Genomic DNA, 16,723 nt, shown 5'->3' with positions numbered 1-16,723 from the left:
TAGTTCATTTCGTTGGTACAGCTTATGAACGGATGGCGGCCTGCAGTCACTCAGATTAATCATCAGACAAAAATCTACCCGCTCACTGTCGCCTGCGAGCCTAACAAGATGCTTCCTTCATTAAAAAAAACAATAGCGCGAGAACGTTTGCGAGTCGCTCCCTGGGGAACCCCGCCCTTCAGGATCTTTGCCCTATAGCCGTAGTACCTGATGCGGGTGACTGATCCATCCGTTGAACAAGAACACCCCGCACTCCGGCATCTTCCAGGGCGTTAGCGCGGCAGCGATCGTCATCGTCCTTATTTACTACGCTTTCAGTGGAATCGAAACATGAACTTTAATCAGCTGTCAGTGAAAGCCAGACTCACGTGGGCGTTCGGTGTACTAGCCGCGCTGGTTCTTGTGGTCTCAGGCATTTCGTTAAAGGCATTGAGCGATTCCAATGACCAGTTCTCAGGTTACATCTCGGGCGTCAACGCCCGCGGAGACATGGTCGTGGGCGTTCGGACCGCCGTTGACCAACGCGCTATCGCCGCTCGCAATCTGGTGCTGGTGACGAAGCCGGAGGATCTGGCGATTGAAAAAGCTGCGGTGACGCAGGCCCACGAAACCGTCGCCAGCCGCCTTCGAAAGCTAAACGAGATGGTCGCCAATGCCAGCGACGTGACCGCTCAGGCGCGCGAGCTCGTGGCCGAGATCAATCGTGTCGAATCGCTTTACGGACCGGTTGCGTCGGCTATCGTCGACCTTGCTTTGAACGGCAAGCATGACGCAGCCATCACGAAGATGAATGACGAATGCCGGCCACTGCTCGCTGCATTGGTCAAGGCGACGCAGGCTTACGCGGACTACGCCAATAGCGTTGAGTCGCAGTTGGTGCAGGAAGCGGCCGAGCACTACGCCAGCCAACGGAATGTGCTGATCGCCATTTGCCTGGCGGCGGCCTTGGCCGGGGCGCTGGCCGGTGTGCTGATTACCCGCAGTTTGACGCGTGCTCTCGGCGCGGAGCCGGCCGCACTGGGCGAAGTCACCCAGCGCGTGGCTGGTGGGGATCTGAGCCCCGTGCCGGGGGCGAACAATGCGCCTGCCGGGAGCGTGCTGGCCTCGATGGGCGAGATGCAGGCAAGCCTCGTGCGCCTGATCGGTCAGGTTCGCGCCTCCGCGGACAGCATTGCCACCGGTTCGAGCCAGATCGCATCTGGCAACGTCGATCTTTCTTCCCGCACGGAACAGCAGGCGGCTTCACTGCAGGAAACCGCCGCGAGCATGGAAGAGCTGACATCCACAGTGAAGCAGAATGCCGAAAACGCGCAGCAGGCGAGTTCGCTCTCGGCCAACGCGTCCGAAGTGGCGGGACGGGGGAATGAGGTTGTCAGTCAGGTGGTCGATACGATGGGCGAGATCAGCACGAGTTCTACCAAGATCGCCGATATCACAGGAATCATTGAAGGGATTGCTTTCCAGACCAACATCCTCGCGCTGAATGCGGCGGTGGAAGCAGCCCGTGCGGGCGAGCAGGGACGCGGGTTCGCGGTGGTCGCAAGCGAAGTGCGCAGCCTCGCCCAGCGCTCGTCCAGCGCGGCAAAGGAAATCAAGGATCTGATCAACGCCTCTGTGCAGAAGATCCAGAATGGCTCGTCGCTTGCGAATGAGGCGGGCAAGACGATGTCCGAGGTCACGCAGGCCGTGGCGCGGGTGACCGACATCATGGGTGAAATCGCTGCTGCGTCGACCGAACAGAGCCGAGGCATTGAGCAGGTCAACCAGGCGATCACGCAGATGGACGAGGTCACGCAGCAGAACGCCGCGCTGGTGGAGGAAGCGGCAGCCGCATCGAAATCACTCGAGGATCAGGGGCGGCAGTTGAACCAGGCGATTTCGTTCTTCCGTCTGGATTTCCAAGCCGCCGCGCATGCAACGGGCGGATCCGCCAAGCCATCAACCGGGCAGGCAACCCGCGCAGCGCGGCCGGCGACGAGGAAGGCCGCAACGCGCGTCCGGCCGGTCGCGGTGCCTCGTCTGGCAGGTGCCAGCGCGACGGCTGTCAACAGCGATGGCTGGGACTCGTTCTGAGTTGCTTGAACGACACAATCAACGGAGCCCGCCATAGAAACAATGGAAAGGGCTCACGCCGCTATCCCCGCGAGATTCGCCGCCGCGCATGCGGCCGCGGCGAATCCCGATCAGGCGGAGGCGGCATCGCACCTGGCCGCAGGATTCCTGATTTTCCGCCTGGTGCGGAAGAGTACGGCGTAGACATTCTGCAGGTCCTGCAGATCCGCTCGTATCAAACGCCTAACCCCTCTTCACCGCCGAGCTTTTTTTGGCGACAGGACGCGACGACAAAGAAGCGAACGCTCCTTAAAACGTCTGTCGAATGCCGACGGCAAATGTGTTGCCGATGGGATGGTCGCTCAGCTTGTCAATGGAGTAAATCGCGTAAATGTCCGTCCGCTTGGACAACAGATGATCGTAACCGAGAGCGGCAGTGTTTCGAAGGGTGTTGGTCGTATGCGTAGGCCCTGACCGTTGCGTGCGAGCCCACTCTGCAAGCAGGAAGTCAGCGGGCAAGAACGGGATCGACAAGCCGGCCTCGTAAGTGTGGCTGCCTGTAGGCGTACTGACGTCACTCGTCATCGCGAACACGAAGGCCGCCGATCAAGGCGGCCTTTGCCATGTTTCAGACCGAGTCTTGCAACTGTCCTTACAGCGTGGACAAGGTCAACGCATTCTTGACCGAAATCACACCCTGCACCCCGAAGGCCGCATGCGTGGTCAGTTCTATCTGCGACTGTTCCGGCACTGTGTCTTCCAGCGTCACCGCTCCATTGTTCGCGGGGGCCGTCATGCTGCTGATTCGTAGTCCTTTCGTTTTTCTCAAGACGAAGCACATCTTTTTGCAGCACCCGATTGGCGGCCGTCAGCGCCTTGGCATCCGATGCCGCGTCAGCCGCCGTTGCCGCAGCGGGATTGCTGCTTTGCACATACGCATTGAGAGACATCAGCACGACAAACGCTCCGCCGGCAAGCCGGGTTGCCAGAATTATTTTCATCCTTTTACCTATCGTCATTTTTTATTCTAAGCTTAGAGCGTGTTAGGAACTTTGGACTACCGGTACTGCGTGAACATGCAAGAGCATGGTAAAGACCACGAAATGAAGCCCGGCAAGTGTTTCGGGCAGCCTTTCGTAATCACGCGCGAGGCGGCGGAATCGGTTAAGCCAGCCAAAACTGCGCTCGACCACCCACCGCCGGGGCAGCAGGACAAAGCCCTTTTTGCTTTCTGCAGTTTGATCATCTGCAGTTCAATACCTTCATCACGTGCGGCCTGTGCTGTGTCTTCGCCCGTGTATCCCTGATCCGCAAAAGCCACTTTGACTGTTTGCCCCGTTACCTGCTGAACCCGACGCGCAAGCTCTGCTACCTGTGCGCACTCCTGTTCATTGGCCAGCGTCATGTGCACTGCCAACAACTGTCCCAAGGTGTCTACCGCAAATATGGACCTTGCTGCCGCGCTTGCGCTTATAACCGTCATAGCCAGTGCGAGGACCACTCTCGCAGGTCGACTGCAATGTCGGGCCATCCAGAATAACGGCGCTGGGCTGCCCCTGTCGTCCCTGCGCCGCGCGTATTATCGAGCGCTGGTCGCAGACCATGTGTTCAAGGCAGCCCGCCTGTAACCAGCGTTGCGTCTGCTGGTACACCAACTCCCACGGCGGAAAATCATTGGGTAGCACCCGCCACGGCGCGCCCGCTCGTGCCATCCAGCGTAACGCATCCAACATGTCGCGCAGTTCATATTTGCGCCGCGGCGCACTGACATCCATCAGCGTTAGATACGGTGCCGCGAAGCTCCACTCTTCGTCGGATACATCACTCGGATACCCTTGCGGTCTGCTCTTTTCATGCCACCAGGATACCAGGTCCAACCCCGAAGTTCCTAAGACGATGTTTCAAAAAGAGCTACGACTACTGTTAAGGAAGGTCTGCAGAAGTCGTTTTCGGAGCGCTGACGTTCTACTTCCTGCGCGGCGTCAGCATGGAGAATATGTTGGGACGTTGATCGCCCGGCTTTTGCGTCGTGCCGGGCGACGCTTGCTGAGACTCGCGGCTTCAACCACCAGGTGTTTCAGGCTTTGCGCAAAGCTCTGCGCGCCATCCACAGATTGCCCAGAGCAAACAGCGTCGTGATCTGGGCGGTGTTTTTCACCAAGCCACGATACCGGGTCTTCGTGTAACCAAACTGCCGCTTGAGGACGCGGAACGGGTGTTCGACCTTGGCTCGGATGCCAGCCTTCAGGCGTTCGATCTGATCGTATATCGCATCCAGACGATCATTCAGGTCCAGTTCTCTGCGCCTGCCTGGTCTCATCGCAACATGCCAGCGCACAGCGTCAGCCTCGCAGCGCTTTTCGATTCCCTGATATCCGGCGTCAGCGTACACATCCGTTTCGTCCCCGTGCAACAACGCTCCGGCCTCAGTGATGTCGTGAACGTTAGCTGCCGTGCCAATGACCGTGTGAACCAGCCCGGACTCCGCGTCCACGCCGATGTGCGCTTTCATTCCGAAATACCAGTTACCGCCTTTCTGTGTCGGACGCATTTCGGGGTCCCGCTTGCCCGAGTTGTTCTTCGTCGAACTGGGCGCTGAATCAACGTCGCATCGACCACCGACCCGGTTTTGAGCATCAGGCGTTTCTCCACCAGGATCTCATTGACCAGCGCCAGCATTTGCGCAGCCAGTCCGTGCGCTTCGAGCAGGTGACGGAAGCGGAGGATCGTGCTCTCGTCCGGCAAACGCGTCATCCCGCCGTCTAGTCCCGCGAAGTCGCGATACAGCGGCACGTCGTATAGCGCTTCTTCCATTGCAGGGTCTGACAGACCGAACCACAGCTGCATAAAATGAATCTGCAGCATCGTCGCGATCGGGAACGGCGGCCGTCCAGTTTTACCAGTGGGATAGTGCGGCTCGATCAGCGCAATCAGCCTCGACCAAGGCACAACGCGCCGCATCTCATCGAGAAATTCCCGCTTGCGCGTGCGTTTCGTTGACAGATCCAGACCAAGACCAAGTTGCGTCATCAAGGCTCTCCTCAACTAACTCTCCTCATCCCAGGATAGTTCACCCGAACCTCAATGCCAGGACTTTTGCAGACCTTCCTTAACTCAAACGCAAAGCTGTTAACCTCGAGCGTTGTGACGAGCGGAGCGAGGAGACGACCAGGCAAATCATCGACGACGAATTGTGGGCATTGATCGAACAACTTCTACCGCCAGCAAGGCCGAGACGCTTCCGGTATCCAGGGCGCAAGCCCGTGGCCAATGAGCCGCGCTGACCGGGATACTCTTCGTGCTCAAAAGCGGCATTCGCTGGCGCGATCTGCCAGCCTAAATGGGCTGCGGATCGGATATTAGTTGCTGGCGGCGCTTGCGCGACTGGCAACAGGCCGGCGCCTGGGATCGGCTCCACGAGATCCTGCTCGCAAAGTTGCGTGCCGCCGACCGGATCGACTTTTCTCGCGTCGTCATCGGTTCCACTTCTGTTCGAGCGGTTGGGGCGGGCGAAAAACCGGACCGAACCCCACCGATCGTGGGCGACCCGGTTCCAAACATCACGTTGCCACCGACGCCAACGGTACGCCGCTCGCGGTCATCCTGACTGGCGCGAATCGCAACGACATCACGCAACTGCTTCCACTGGTCGATGCGATCCCGCCGGTTCGTGGCTTGCGCGGTCGACCACTTCGCAAGCCGGCCCGAATCTATGCGGATCGCGCTTATGGCCACGACAAGTATCGCCGGCCCTTGCACGCCGCCGGCATCCCCACATCGATCGCCCGGCGTGGCGAACCCCATGGCAGCGGTCTCGGCAAAGTCCGCTGGGTCGTCGAGCAAACCAATGCGTGGCTGCATGGATTTCGCCGCCTTCCCACTCGATATGAGCGTCGTGCCGACATCCATGAAGGGCTCCTTAGACTCGCATGTTGCCTGATCTGCTGGCGAACGCTTCAGCGCTCGGACGACTCTTTTTGAAACATTCTCTAACACGCTCTAAGCGATCGGACACGCTGCCCGGTTCGACGGCACCACCCGGTAGGCCGTTGATTGCGACTGCCCTGCCTAGAAGCGATGCGTCACGCCGACGATTGCGAGAATCTGCTTCGCGTCGGTCGAGGTGACTGATATACCTGGCCAGCTCATGGTCGCGCTGCCATTGTTCTTCTTGTGGCCCGCGCGCATGTACAGGCTCGTACACTTCGACACGCTGTGATCGACGCCGATCTCGATACCCGGCGTATTGCGTCCATTCCTGACTCGGTGCTGCGGGTGCTCAGCGTACTGTCGGCCGCTTGCTGGGTTGCCCGACGTCGGCTGGATGCGTTCGCTTATCTGGAGCGTCTCGAGGAATACGCGTCGGAACGAAGCCTGCATCCCCTGATTGCACATAGCCTCGCGGACCAGGTGCATCGTCATCTGCTGTGCGACCAGTTCGATGCGGCGCAAGTCGCACTCTCGCGGCTGGATGCAATCGCGACAAGCATCCGGCCAACGCGGCCCAGCATGTTTGCCGAAGTCCAGGTGATGACAGAGCGCTCGCATACAAACTGGTGCATTGCCCATGAAGACTTCGACGGCGCGGCTACGCGCCTGCGACCGCTGATCGCGCTGTGCGACGAGCAGGGCTGGCAACGGCACGTTGCACATTTTCAGATTCAGGGCGCGCTGGTGGACTCACGACGCGGTCGCCCGGAAGCCACGCGCGAAGCCGTTCTTGCGGCATTGCGCCGTGGCCACCGTCTCGGGTTGAGCCGCAGCCTGCTCGACGCCGGTCTCGAGGCGCTGACGGCTATTACCGAGGTAGAGCAAAGCGAGCCACACGACCCCACGTTGTCTTTTTACGTAAGTCGACTGCAGTCAGCTCAACAAAGCTCGACCCGAAGTGGCGCCGTGCGGAATACACCAGCCGATGCACCCATGCCCGCGGCGGACCCGCGTCATTGAGCGAGCGTGAGAGCCGGATCGTGAGTCTGCTGTCACAGACTTTGCCCAACAAGATTGGGCGCACGCTCGGCATATCCCCGGAAACGGTCAAGTGGCACCTGAAAAACATCTGCGGCAAACTCGGTGTGTCCAGCCGTGATGAGGCGGTCGCCCGAATGCGCGACCTCGAGTTGGGTTCACAATCCACCACCGGTGCTTCTGACACGTCACGTTGAATTGCGCTCCGCTTTGCAGCCTTTCGCACAAAGCAGCGCGGGAATCGCGCGAGCCACTAGGCAACGAGTCCCTGGCGGGTCAGCTTTTCTGGAAACGTTTTGCTCATCACGGAGCGCAGCATCTCACTGTCAACCGGACCCGCGTCTAGCGCGAACAGTTCATCAGAAAAAGCGCGGCTCGCAGAGATTTCCCGCTTTATCACAGTCCGCAACGATGACTTTGCCGCTATCAACACGACGTCGCGGTCTTCCTGCCTATCCGCTGTGACGTCTGGCAGCCCCGGTACGACGTCCGGGTCGAAGCCGCTCTCCGTTGCACGAAAGAAGCCCCACGTTCCGCTCTCGACGAGCAGAACGTAGAAATCGGGCAATTTCATCAGATCACGAAGTTCCATCGCCGCTTCGAGCTGGTCCTGAAACTCCTTCAGCGCGTCAATGGCAGCCACGCGCCGCTTCGCATTGGCGAGTGGCCCATCGAACACATCCTCGGTCAGTACTCCAGCTTCGATTGCAGCCCGAGTGGCAACCGCCACTGCCAGTGCCTGAGGATGGCCGATATCGAATTCCATCTTGAAGTTACAGATCGTGCACACGATTGTCTTTCTCCGCAAGCCCTACTTCGTCAGGGCGTGACGATGTTGAAGAAGAAGTCGAAATTGTCGAGCCAGGTAACGAACTCGCCGAGCTTCTGCGCATTGCCCGTGATCTTTGCTTTTCCGGACATCACAAGATTGGGCATGGTGGCAGTGCCTAACATCACGTCATTCAGATCCGCACGCGTCATGGTCAACGAAGCGTCCGCCGATTTCGACGTTCGACCTTTCGAGTAATGCAGCGCGCTATTTTCGACGCCAATCGCATAGCTCTCGTTTGTGTCTGTCAGGACCAGATTGAACTCGATTGTTTTTCCCGCAGCTCGCTGTCCGTTCAGGCGGACGCCTTGATAGTCGAGAAACAGGTCAAGCGGCATCGCCCTGATGGTGTCCGGGTTTTGTGGGCTGCCGATGGGAACCTTATGGACGCCGTTGCGAAGCTCCATCGCGCCGGTGAGATAGAAGTTGCGCCAACTCGCCGACTCCGACTGATAACCCAACTGCTCATACGCATCTGCCAGCATGTGCTTGGCGGCCGTATTTTGCGGCTCGCTGAATACAACGTGGTTGACGACCTCCGCCACCCAACGATAGTCACCCTTGTCATAGTAGCCCTGCGCTTTGTGCAGGACGGCCGCCGAGCCACCCATGAACTCGACATAGCGCTTGCCGTTTTCCGTCGGCGGCAGCCGGTGAAGGTTCGCGGGCACGCCATCGAAAAAGCCGAGTCGTAGATTGTATTGGGCAACGATGTCGTGATAGACGGTGCCGTAGTAGCTACGGCAGTACCAGTGCCTGCTCAGGCTGTCAGGAAGCCGAAGCGTCTCGGCGATCTCGAGCGGCGTGTACCCGGTGTTCGCCAGTCGCATGGTCTGATCGTGGAGGTAACGATACATGTCACGCTGTGCGCCCAGGAACGGCAGTATGTGATCGTTACCCCACGTCGGCCAGTAATGCGAGGCGAACAGCACCTCCATATCGGCCCCAAACATATCGATCGCTGCCTGGAGATACTTCGACCACAACAATGCATCGCGAACTTTTGCGCCACGCAACGTGTACAGGTTGTGCAGGGTGTGGGTAGCGTCTTCGGAAGCACAGAACGCCTTGAACTTCGGAAGGAAAAACATAAATTCAGACGGCGCTTCAGATTCGGGCGCCATGAGAACGACAACTTCCACGCCATCAATCATTAGCTTCTCGCCGGTCTTCTCGGCGAAGTGCGTAGGTACGAGTAACGTGATGTTGCCGTTCGACCCAGTCTTGCCCAACCCGCCGTCGACAATGCCGACCGGGCTTCTCGGCAGCAACATCCCGTACATATAGCTTGCGCGACGCCCCATCGCATTGCCCGCAATGACGTTCTCTCCGACCGCGGCCTCAGTGAATCCAGCGGGAGCGTAGATACTCACTTTGCCGGCTTTCAGATCGGCTTCGTCGACGATGCCGCGAATGCCGCCGTAGTGATCGGCATGGCTGTGTGTATAGATGACGTTCGTGATCGGCTTGTCGCCGAGATGCGGAATGACGAGTTGTTTCCAGACTACGCTCGATACGTCGGCTGTTGTCAACGGATCAATTACGATCCAGCCGGTATCACCTCGAATGATGGTCATCACGGAGAGGTCGTAGCCGCGGACCTGCCAGATGCCGTCGACGACTTCAAACAGCCCGTGATTCATGTTGAGCTTTGCGTTGCGCCAAAGGCTCGGATTCACGGAAGCCGGCGAATTGTTCTCCGGCCCACCCGCGACGAACCCGAACTGCGCCAGATCCCATGCTGTGCCGCCGTTAGCACCTGGAATGACGCCTCCACCCGGCAGAGTGGCGACAAGCCCGCGGCTCGCGTCCTGGAAGTCTACAGTGTCGTCGAAGGCCAGCAATTTGGCATAGGCGTCGTTGACCTCACGCGTTGCCTGGGTTGGCGGCTTTGGGCCGATGCCACTGGGCGGCGTGCCGGGCGTTGTTTGGGCGAACGCGTCGCCGACCAGCCCCCCCGCACCTGTTGCGATACTTACTGTTGCGACACCGCGGAGGAACTGCCTCCGCTTGTTCGAAGATTTCGGGTTGTCTTCCATTGACATGCGCTTACCGCCTAGTGGAATTCGAAGGAATGCAGAGGATCCTGCATATAGCCGAGGCGGTTAACAGACTAGCAGATCGGGTGACTCGCGGTAAACAAAAGAGACAAGCGACGAACCGCGGCGGTTCAATATCGACCGACGCTCAGCTCGACGGGCGCCACGGAAATGGAGCCAAATTAATTATCGTCACTCACCCAAAACGCATTGGATCTGGAAGTATAGAAACCTGCCGTCCGGCTGACCAGGCGTTGCTATCCCGGATCTTTCAGGAGATAGCTGACGCACTACGGATATCTACAACTAGCAGCGGGCTCACCGCGAGCGCCAGGTTCGCGGGCGTCGCCGCGTTCATCCTTACGTGCGTCAAAGAGGCGCAAAGATATCTGTTCAAGGAAGGGCGCAAGCCCTCTCTAACGGTTTCAGTGCGGTGAGCGCCCAGCATCACACCTGACGACATGTCGCAGCTGGCGTCCGTAGAGATACTAATTGCTTATCGAGATTCGTCGAGATTCGCTTAGCTTTGAACGTTGTCTGCTTAAGTTTGAAATCGATTCGTTGCCGAGAGCCGCTGGACATCAGTCGATTTTTTATGGAAACACGCATGCGTGAGAGCCTACCGCCGCGACCCAATGGAATATCGCAGCGTCGTTCTCTTGCGAATATTTCGGCGCCCAGCCGCTCGCCGGCGTTACGCAATGGATTTCGCCAGTCGCGGGTTCCGTTGCAATGAAGGTGAGCGTTCGTTGATCCGCGGACCGGTTGCTGTTTCGGCGATATCGCCAGCCGCGAACTGTTTGCGGTAAGCAGCGGGTGTGAGTTCTTTCAACGCCTTGAACTGTCGGTTGAAGTTGGCGACGTTCGGAAATCCAGACCGGGCTGCAACGACGGAAACAGGCGTGGAGGTATGCGCGAGCATCCGGCACGCGTGTCCAATTCTGACCCGCGCGATATATCGCCCGACGCTCTCTCCAATGTGCTGCTCGAAGTAGCGTGCCAGAGAACGCTCCGACACGTTCGCAGCCTCGCAAAGTTCGGATAAACGCAGCGGCTCGGCGAAGCGCGAATCGATCATCGAAAGCACGCGATTGATACGCTCCGGTTCGTGGCCCGAAGGACCCTCTTTCCGATCGCTGAACGCGGCAGGCGAAGCGAGCGGCTCACCGGGTGCTTCCGCTAGCGCGCACAAAACGTTCAGCACGATCGCAAGGCGTTGTCGCGGCGCGCTGGACAGCAGATTGTCGAGTTGGCCGTGCATGGCGACGCCAACCTCCGGACCGAATGCCAGCCCGCACGCCGCCCGCCGTAGCAGGTTACGCAAAGGCGCATATTCCGGGCAGACATCCGCCAGTCGCCGCGCCCAATCGCCGCCGAACCAGATCACGATCGCAACCTGAGGGGACGCCGCGTCAATCGAGCGGTTCGACGCCCACGTATGAGGAAGATTCGGCGGCACGAGAACCAGGTCTTCGTCTACATAGTCTGCAATCGAATCCCCGATATAACGCTTGCCCTGACTGTTCAACGTCAAGGTCAGTTCGTACTCGGGATGATGGTGCCATTCGAACGGAATGCGCGGCAGACGCCGATGGTAAACCCGGACCGAGCAGTCGTCGCCAAATTCGACATGTTCGTACGCTGGTTTCATGGCAGAAAGCGCAAAGAAATTGTCTGAATGGTATCACTTTTGTGGATGCGGTCGGCCTATCCTGCGGACATAGCAGAACCCACAAGGAGACGACATGGCACTCATCATCGACGATCTGCCGGCAGCCATCCGGCAGGCCAAGCAGGAGCTTCGCGCACGACTTCCGAACTATCGTGATGTTTTCGCCGAGGTGGATGAAACAATCCGAGCCGAAGCCAGCAGAATTGCCGCGCAACGCGATCGCGGCGAAAACGTGATCCCCGAAATCCAGTTTTCCGACATCGCGGAGCAGCGCGTGAGCGCCGAGCAGATCAAGCTCGTCAAAACGCGTGGCGCGTGTGTGATCCGCAATGTATTCGACCGCACTTTGGTGGAAGGGTGGGACCGCGACATCGCGGACTACGTCGAACGCAACGACCTGGATACGCGCCTGCAGAACCGCGCCGAGGACAAATACTTTGGCCAGCTCGCGTCGAGCAAACCACAGATTTACGGCGTGTACTGGTCAAAGCCGCAGGTTCTCGCACGCCAGGCGCCGTCGCTGACTGCGGCCCGTGTCTTTCTGAACCGGTTATGGCGCAACGAGAGTGAAGGCCGCGTTCATTTCGATCCAGAGCGGGTGCCGGTTTACGCGGACCGGATGCGTCGACGGCCGCCTGGTTCCGAGTCATTGGGCTTGTCCGCGCACTGCGACGGCGGCTCGGTCGAGCGGTGGATCGAGGCGAATTTCCGCAAGGTGTACCGGCATGTTTTCGACGGCAACTGGCGTCGATATGATCCGTTCGACGCTGCGTTCCGGCCGGACGTAGAGGAGATTGCGTCGCCCGCCGTATGTTCGATGTTCCGCACGTTTCAGGGCTGGACCGCACTGACGCCGCAAGGTCCTGGGGACGGCACGTTGCAACTCGTACCGATTGCGAATTCGATGGCCTATATCCTGTTGCGCGCCCTTCAGGACGATGTCGCCGACGACGACCTGTGCGGCGCGATGCCAGGTCGCGCGCTTTCCATCAAGCCGGAATTTCATGCGCCGCTTTTCGACGCGCTTTCATCGGTTCCCCACATGCAGGCGGGCGACACCGTGTTCTGGCATAGCGACGTGATCCACGCAGTGGAAGACGCGCACCGCGGCGCAGGCTACAGCAACGTGATGTATATCGCGTCGGCGCCTGCGTGTGCCAAGAACGACGAATACCTCAAGCGCCAGTTGCCTAGCTTCCTTGAGGGCAAGAGTCCGCCTGACTTCCCCACTGACCATTTCGAAGTCGACTTCGTGGGACGCGCAACCGTCGAAGATCTGACACCGCTCGGTAAAGCCCAACTCGGTTTCGACCTGTAAGCGCTACCCTGGCGATTCAAAAAGAAAATTAACGGAGACAGCAATGAACAGAACACTCATGTCAGCTGCAATTGTCGCAGCGGCGCTCGCCACAAGCCCACAGGTCGCCAGTGCAGCCGAGTCGCTTTCGGTATTGCATTGGTGGACCTCGGGCGGTGAATCGAAGGCAATCAGAGTGCTTAAGGATGACATGAATAAACAGGGTTACGAGTGGAAAGACTTCGCCGTAGCCGGAGGAGCGGGTGCGGCTGCCATGACGGCGTTGAAAACGCAGGTCATGTCCGGCAACGCGCCGTCGGCTGCGCAGATCAAGGGACCCTTGATACAGGACTGGGCTGATCAAGGCGTGCTGGTCGATATAGACAAGTCCGCGACCGACTGGAAAGCGCAGCTTCCAGCACAGATCAACAAGACCATGATGTCGAAAGGCCACTATGTGGCCGCGCCATTCTCGGTCCACCGGATCAACTGGCTCTGGATCAACAAAGCCGCCCTCGACAAAGTGAGCGGCAAGCCGCCGACGACATGGCCCGAGTTCTTCGCGCTAGCCGACAGGTTCCGGGCTGCGGGCATTACGCCCGTCGCGCGTGGCGGCCAGCCTTGGCAAGACATGACCATCTGGGAGACGGTCGTACTTTCTCAGGGCGCGGATTTTTATCGCAAGGCCATGATCGATCTCGACCAGAAAACACTCACTTCGCCCCAGATGTTGCAGGTGTTCCAGACTGTCCGGAAGATTCAGGGTTACTTCGACAAAGGCTCGACTGGTCGCGACTGGAATCTCGCGACCGCCATGGTCATCAACGGATCGGGCGGGATGCAATTCATGGGGGACTGGGCGAAAGGTGAGTTCGCCAATGCGAACAAGAAGGCCGACGTTGACTATATCTGCGCGGCTGCGCCCGGTACGTCGAACGCCTTTACCTACACAGTAGATTCGTTCGTGTTTTTCCAGCAGAACGGCAAAAAAGAAGCGACGCCTGGACAGCTAGCGTTGGCCAGGACAATCATGTCCCCCGCCTTCCAGGAGCAATTCAGTCTTTACAAGGGTTCCATTCCGGTGAGGCAGGATGTTGCAATGGACAAATTCGACGCCTGCGCGAGGAAGTCGTACGCAGACGAGCAAACCACAATCAAATCCAACACGTTCTTTCCGTCGTTCGCGTTTGGTGATGTTCAGTCCTCAGCCACCGAAGGCGCGATTACCGACGTCGTGACGGGTTTCATGAACTCGAACGAAGACCCGCAAGAGGCGGTGCGCAAAGTCGCCGCTGCAGCGAAGATTAAATAGGTACGAGCTTCCGGGCCACCTCGAGAAAATCAAGTGGTCATGCCAGGTCATTCGAGGATATGGGGTGACCTTTATGAACGTCTCCTCCATGTCTCCATGATGTGGATTTAGCCCGCCATTCGCGCGGGCTTCTTTTCTTTGGAGATCCCCTCAACCACCGCGCTGCTGTGTAGCCTGACACGTATTTAGCGCCGGATGACACAGCCGGAGCGGCTGGAGACGTATAGCGCGGCGCTGCATTCAGCGGTGACATAAAAAGATGCTGCGGCGATTGGCAAATCGACGAAAAGAGGCCAGAAAAAAGCCCTGTTCGTGACGCAAACGCACGCACATGACCGATAGAATTTCTTCCGATGCGCACGTTACGCAATGCCACGCGCCCGATACCTGTCGGATCGTTTTCTCACATCGGATTTCCGCTTAATTCAGCATGACACGGCTTGCACGGCACTACGTCCCAGACCAACCACAGCACGTTATCCTGCAGGGGCTCACAGGGCCTGCATTCCTGGACGAAGGCGACTACCGGTACTTCCTCGCCTGCCTGGCAGACGCGGCGCGCGTCGCCGATCTGGCAGTCCACGCGTGGGTACTCATGCCTGACGCGGTACAGCTGCTCGTCACGCCTTCGTACGAGTCGAGCGTAGCCATGGCGATGCAGGCGATCGGCCGTCGCTATATCGACACCTTCAACCGGCGCCACGGACGCCGCGGCACGGTGTGGCGCGGCGAGTACCGGGCAACCGTGATCGAGCCCGACCGGTATTTCCTGCTCGCGAGCCAGGTCATCGATCATGCGCCGGTGCGCAACCGCGTTGTGGGCGAGCCGGGAAACTACCGGTGGTCGAGCTACGCGCACCACGTCGGGCTGCGTGTCGATAGCTTCATCAAGGATCATCCGCTCTACCGGGCGCTCGGCCATACGCCGTCGGAGCGCCACCAGGCTTACCGGGATCGCGGCGCACAGGCCCTCGACGAACGCGATGTCGATGACCTGATGCAGTCGACGCTCAAGGGCTGGGTGCTCGGCAGCGCCACATATTGCGAGTGGGCGGCGCAGACAGCCAATCGACGTTTGATGCCCCTGCTGCTGCGTGACCGGCCGCGCAAAGTTCAGACGACGCGCGCCCTCGAACACGTGGGTTGATTGATAGATCGTCGTGGGTAGGAAGGCTCATGGCAGTGTAAGCATTCCCGTATGCCCACATTTTGCTGATGCGATAAGGCCGCAATAGTTGCGCCTCCAACCTCACGCTCGCTGGACTTTATAAACGCTCATCTCGCGCCAGATGATCGAGCGGAGGTGCGTCGTCAGCCGTCTCGGCCTGCCCGACCGCGACTGCGCGCCCACTTCAATCGTCCTCCTCTGCTCCGCAAAGTCCGACATCCTGCGAATTGACTTGCATCCTGGTCAAATACTGTATAAATTTACAGTACTGTTTTTATATACAGGATCGGTCATGAATCAACTCATCCGCATCTTGAACGACGGTGACCGCGAAACGCTCGCGTGGTTACGCAAGCATGTTGGAGACGTGCGCGTGGCCGCGGCTGCGCGACATCTGGGGGGCAACGGCAAACCGTACGTGTCCGCCGTGTGCCGCTATCTCGGCGTGCGTCCGCCAACGCCTCATCAACATAGCCGGCCTGTTGAAGACTGCACGGTCGGCGATAACTATCTAGCCCAGATCCGCGAGTTGTTGGCACAGCGAAACCGGGCGTTGTTGAAGCATCGACTTTAATGCTGCGAGTTACTGCGAGTCCTCAGGGAAATAACAATATGGTTAACGACGCTACTCCCGATATGGAAGTCCACGACTTCAACCCTGCCGCCCTCGAACGCGCACTCCGCAGCGCGTCGCTCGATCTGCAGCAGATCATTGCCACGGTCGCAGGTCGTCACCTCGATACTGGTCGTCGCCGTTACTCAAACAGCGCGCGATTGCCCACCTGGCGCACGCTGCTCGCAATCGATGAACAGGTCTTTGAGAATCGGGGCTTCCTGGCGAGGCACAACGAGATCGTACGTTCGACGTTTGTCCGGTTTGAGGACAGCCGGTTGTCCGGCATGGATCTCGACGAACCCGTGGACTGGCGGCGTGACGACGACAACCTGCCAGCCGTGTACCTGCTCGTGCGCGCACTGGTGCAGGACGACGCTGCTGACGGGGCCGCGCAGGACTGAAGCGTGAATATTGGCGGCGGCCAGAATAGTTTTGGACGCGCTCCAGAAGGCTCAACGCTAAAACGAACCGCGGGTTCGGAATTGGCTGAGCGGCACGTCTCGAAAGCTTGATCCGAGCGGCATGACCGGTTCAGTTCGGTCAGATAGAAAAACGTGGTCTGGTCTTTATCAGTATGTATCCCGCTCCACAGCTAACTGTGGAGGGGATTGTCAGTCGGCTCGACAGGTCCGTGGACGATCAGCTATACACACTCTGCCTCGCCGTCCACAACGCCGTGCTCACTCCGCAAACGCCCGCGAAAATATCGAGGCGAAACGCGCTATCACTTCAACGGGTCGATGGGAAACGAGCGCAATCGACCAATGAAG

The 16,723-nt window shown here is 58.9% G+C and carries 15 protein-coding genes and 2 pseudogenes; 10 read left to right on the top strand and 7 right to left on the bottom strand.

Annotated features, from left to right (window positions below):
* Positions 1–330: 330 nt before the first annotated feature.
* Positions 331–2,073: a methyl-accepting chemotaxis protein gene (locus tag B0G80_RS19850; protein ID WP_116119104.1), complete on the top strand. Its 1,743-nt coding sequence runs from the start codon at positions 331–333 to the stop codon at positions 2,071–2,073.
* A gap of 631 nt (positions 2,074–2,704) precedes the next feature.
* Here B0G80_RS19850 and B0G80_RS47825 read toward each other — a convergent pair.
* A complete protein-coding gene (locus tag B0G80_RS47825; RefSeq protein ID WP_309568765.1) occupies positions 2,705–2,848 on the bottom strand; it encodes a hypothetical protein in 144 nt (47 codons plus the stop codon).
* Here B0G80_RS47825 and B0G80_RS47820 point away from each other — a divergent pair.
* Entirely contained in the window at positions 2,847–3,083 is a 237-nt protein-coding gene (locus tag B0G80_RS47820; RefSeq protein ID WP_309568764.1) for a hypothetical protein, read from the top strand. The two genes, B0G80_RS47825 and B0G80_RS47820, sit on opposite strands and share 2 nt — an antisense overlap.
* A 12-nt stretch (positions 3,084–3,095) precedes the next feature.
* Here B0G80_RS47820 and B0G80_RS19835 read toward each other — a convergent pair.
* Together B0G80_RS19835 and B0G80_RS19830 are read right to left on the bottom strand one after the other, a co-directional pair.
* A pseudogene (locus B0G80_RS19835) lies at positions 3,096–3,827 on the bottom strand (IS5 family transposase).
* A 302-nt stretch (positions 3,828–4,129) separates the two neighbouring features.
* Positions 4,130–5,082, bottom strand: a protein-coding gene (locus B0G80_RS19830; RefSeq protein ID WP_116119103.1) for an IS5 family transposase whose coding sequence is annotated in 2 segments (ribosomal slippage) — positions 4,130–4,650 and positions 4,650–5,082 — 954 coding nt in all. Because the reading frame shifts where the segments join, the coding sequence is not laid out codon by codon here.
* 146 nt (positions 5,083–5,228) lie between these two features.
* Here B0G80_RS19830 and B0G80_RS19825 point away from each other — a divergent pair.
* Positions 5,229–6,033: pseudogene (locus B0G80_RS19825) on the top strand (IS5 family transposase).
* 87 nt (positions 6,034–6,120) lie between these two features.
* Here the strand turns inward: B0G80_RS19825 and B0G80_RS46950 are convergent.
* On the bottom strand, positions 6,121–6,504 hold the full coding sequence (locus B0G80_RS46950; RefSeq protein ID WP_258878918.1) for a hypothetical protein: 384 nt from the start codon (positions 6,502–6,504) through the stop codon (positions 6,121–6,123).
* Positions 6,505–6,561: 57 nt separating this feature from the next.
* Between B0G80_RS46950 and B0G80_RS46945 the strand changes: the two genes are divergently transcribed.
* Both B0G80_RS46945 and B0G80_RS46940 read left to right on the top strand, forming a co-directional pair.
* Positions 6,562–7,002 (top strand): hypothetical protein, encoded by a 441-nt coding sequence (locus tag B0G80_RS46945; protein ID WP_258878917.1) that lies wholly within the window; start codon positions 6,562–6,564, stop codon positions 7,000–7,002.
* Positions 6,999–7,217, top strand: coding sequence for a helix-turn-helix transcriptional regulator (locus B0G80_RS46940; protein ID WP_258878916.1), 219 nt, complete (start codon positions 6,999–7,001; stop codon positions 7,215–7,217). Before B0G80_RS46945 ends, B0G80_RS46940 begins: the two co-directional genes overlap by 4 nt.
* Before the next feature lie 56 nt (positions 7,218–7,273).
* Here the strand turns inward: B0G80_RS46940 and B0G80_RS19810 are convergent, their stop codons facing one another.
* The 3 genes from B0G80_RS19810 to B0G80_RS19795 all read right to left on the bottom strand — a co-directional run bounded on the left by B0G80_RS19810 (position 7,274) and on the right by B0G80_RS19795 (position 11,539).
* Positions 7,274–7,786 (bottom strand): hypothetical protein, encoded by a 513-nt coding sequence (locus tag B0G80_RS19810; RefSeq protein ID WP_147309880.1) that lies wholly within the window; start codon positions 7,784–7,786, stop codon positions 7,274–7,276.
* A 53-nt stretch (positions 7,787–7,839) separates the two neighbouring features.
* Positions 7,840–9,894 carry an alkyl/aryl-sulfatase gene (locus B0G80_RS19805; RefSeq protein WP_116119101.1) on the bottom strand — a complete coding sequence of 685 codons (2,055 nt, stop codon included), beginning with the start codon at positions 9,892–9,894 and terminating at the stop codon, positions 7,840–7,842.
* Positions 9,895–10,582: 688 nt separating this feature from the next.
* On the bottom strand, positions 10,583–11,539 hold the full coding sequence (locus B0G80_RS19795; RefSeq protein WP_116119099.1) for an AraC family transcriptional regulator: 957 nt from the start codon (positions 11,537–11,539) through the stop codon (positions 10,583–10,585).
* Between the two features lie 94 nt (positions 11,540–11,633).
* On the opposite strand from B0G80_RS19795, the gene B0G80_RS19790 reads away from it, so the two are divergent.
* From B0G80_RS19790 to B0G80_RS19770, 5 genes are all read left to right on the top strand, one after another.
* On the top strand, positions 11,634–12,878 hold the full coding sequence (locus tag B0G80_RS19790) for a DUF1479 domain-containing protein (protein WP_116119098.1): 1,245 nt from the start codon (positions 11,634–11,636) through the stop codon (positions 12,876–12,878).
* Positions 12,879–12,921: 43 nt separating this feature from the next.
* Positions 12,922–14,169: an ABC transporter substrate-binding protein gene (locus B0G80_RS19785; protein ID WP_116119097.1), complete on the top strand. Its 1,248-nt coding sequence runs from the start codon at positions 12,922–12,924 to the stop codon at positions 14,167–14,169.
* A gap of 430 nt (positions 14,170–14,599) precedes the next feature.
* Positions 14,600–15,316 carry a transposase gene (locus B0G80_RS19780; RefSeq protein WP_116119096.1) on the top strand — a complete coding sequence of 239 codons (717 nt, stop codon included), beginning with the start codon at positions 14,600–14,602 and terminating at the stop codon, positions 15,314–15,316.
* A gap of 313 nt (positions 15,317–15,629) precedes the next feature.
* Positions 15,630–15,911 carry a hypothetical protein gene (locus tag B0G80_RS19775; protein WP_116119095.1) on the top strand — a complete coding sequence of 94 codons (282 nt, stop codon included), beginning with the start codon at positions 15,630–15,632 and terminating at the stop codon, positions 15,909–15,911.
* 38 nt (positions 15,912–15,949) lie between these two features.
* Positions 15,950–16,354 carry a DUF2471 domain-containing protein gene (locus tag B0G80_RS19770; protein WP_116119094.1) on the top strand — a complete coding sequence of 135 codons (405 nt, stop codon included), beginning with the start codon at positions 15,950–15,952 and terminating at the stop codon, positions 16,352–16,354.
* Positions 16,355–16,723: the final 369 nt, after the last annotated feature.

Source organism: Paraburkholderia sp. BL6669N2, from assembly GCF_003387275.1.
Taxonomy (GTDB): domain Bacteria; phylum Pseudomonadota; class Gammaproteobacteria; order Burkholderiales; family Burkholderiaceae; genus Paraburkholderia.
Note: the sequence above shows the minus strand (reverse complement) of the source record. Positions and strands in the feature narration are given on the sequence as shown.

What these genes read in the sequence shown, in the direction of transcription:
- B0G80_RS19850 (WP_116119104.1), top strand. Translation starts at nt 331, where the DNA reads ATGAACTTTAATCAGCTGTCAGTGAAAGCCAGACTCACGTGGGCGTTC.
- B0G80_RS47820 (WP_309568764.1), top strand. Translation starts at nt 2,847, where the DNA reads ATGCTGCTGATTCGTAGTCCTTTCGTTTTTCTCAAGACGAAGCACATC.
- B0G80_RS47825 (WP_309568765.1), bottom strand. Translation starts at nt 2,848, where the DNA reads ATGACGGCCCCCGCGAACAATGGAGCGGTGACGCTGGAAGACACAGTG.
- B0G80_RS46945 (WP_258878917.1), top strand. Translation starts at nt 6,562, where the DNA reads ATGTTTGCCGAAGTCCAGGTGATGACAGAGCGCTCGCATACAAACTGG.
- B0G80_RS19810 (WP_147309880.1), bottom strand. Translation starts at nt 7,786, where the DNA reads ATGGAATTCGATATCGGCCATCCTCAGGCACTGGCAGTGGCGGTTGCC.
- B0G80_RS19805 (WP_116119101.1), bottom strand. Translation starts at nt 9,894, where the DNA reads ATGTCAATGGAAGACAACCCGAAATCTTCGAACAAGCGGAGGCAGTTC.
- B0G80_RS19795 (WP_116119099.1), bottom strand. Translation starts at nt 11,539, where the DNA reads ATGAAACCAGCGTACGAACATGTCGAATTTGGCGACGACTGCTCGGTC.
- B0G80_RS19790 (WP_116119098.1), top strand. Translation starts at nt 11,634, where the DNA reads ATGGCACTCATCATCGACGATCTGCCGGCAGCCATCCGGCAGGCCAAG.
- B0G80_RS19785 (WP_116119097.1), top strand. Translation starts at nt 12,922, where the DNA reads ATGAACAGAACACTCATGTCAGCTGCAATTGTCGCAGCGGCGCTCGCC.
- B0G80_RS19780 (WP_116119096.1), top strand. Translation starts at nt 14,600, where the DNA reads ATGACACGGCTTGCACGGCACTACGTCCCAGACCAACCACAGCACGTT.
- B0G80_RS19775 (WP_116119095.1), top strand. Translation starts at nt 15,630, where the DNA reads ATGAATCAACTCATCCGCATCTTGAACGACGGTGACCGCGAAACGCTC.
- B0G80_RS19770 (WP_116119094.1), top strand. Translation starts at nt 15,950, where the DNA reads ATGGTTAACGACGCTACTCCCGATATGGAAGTCCACGACTTCAACCCT.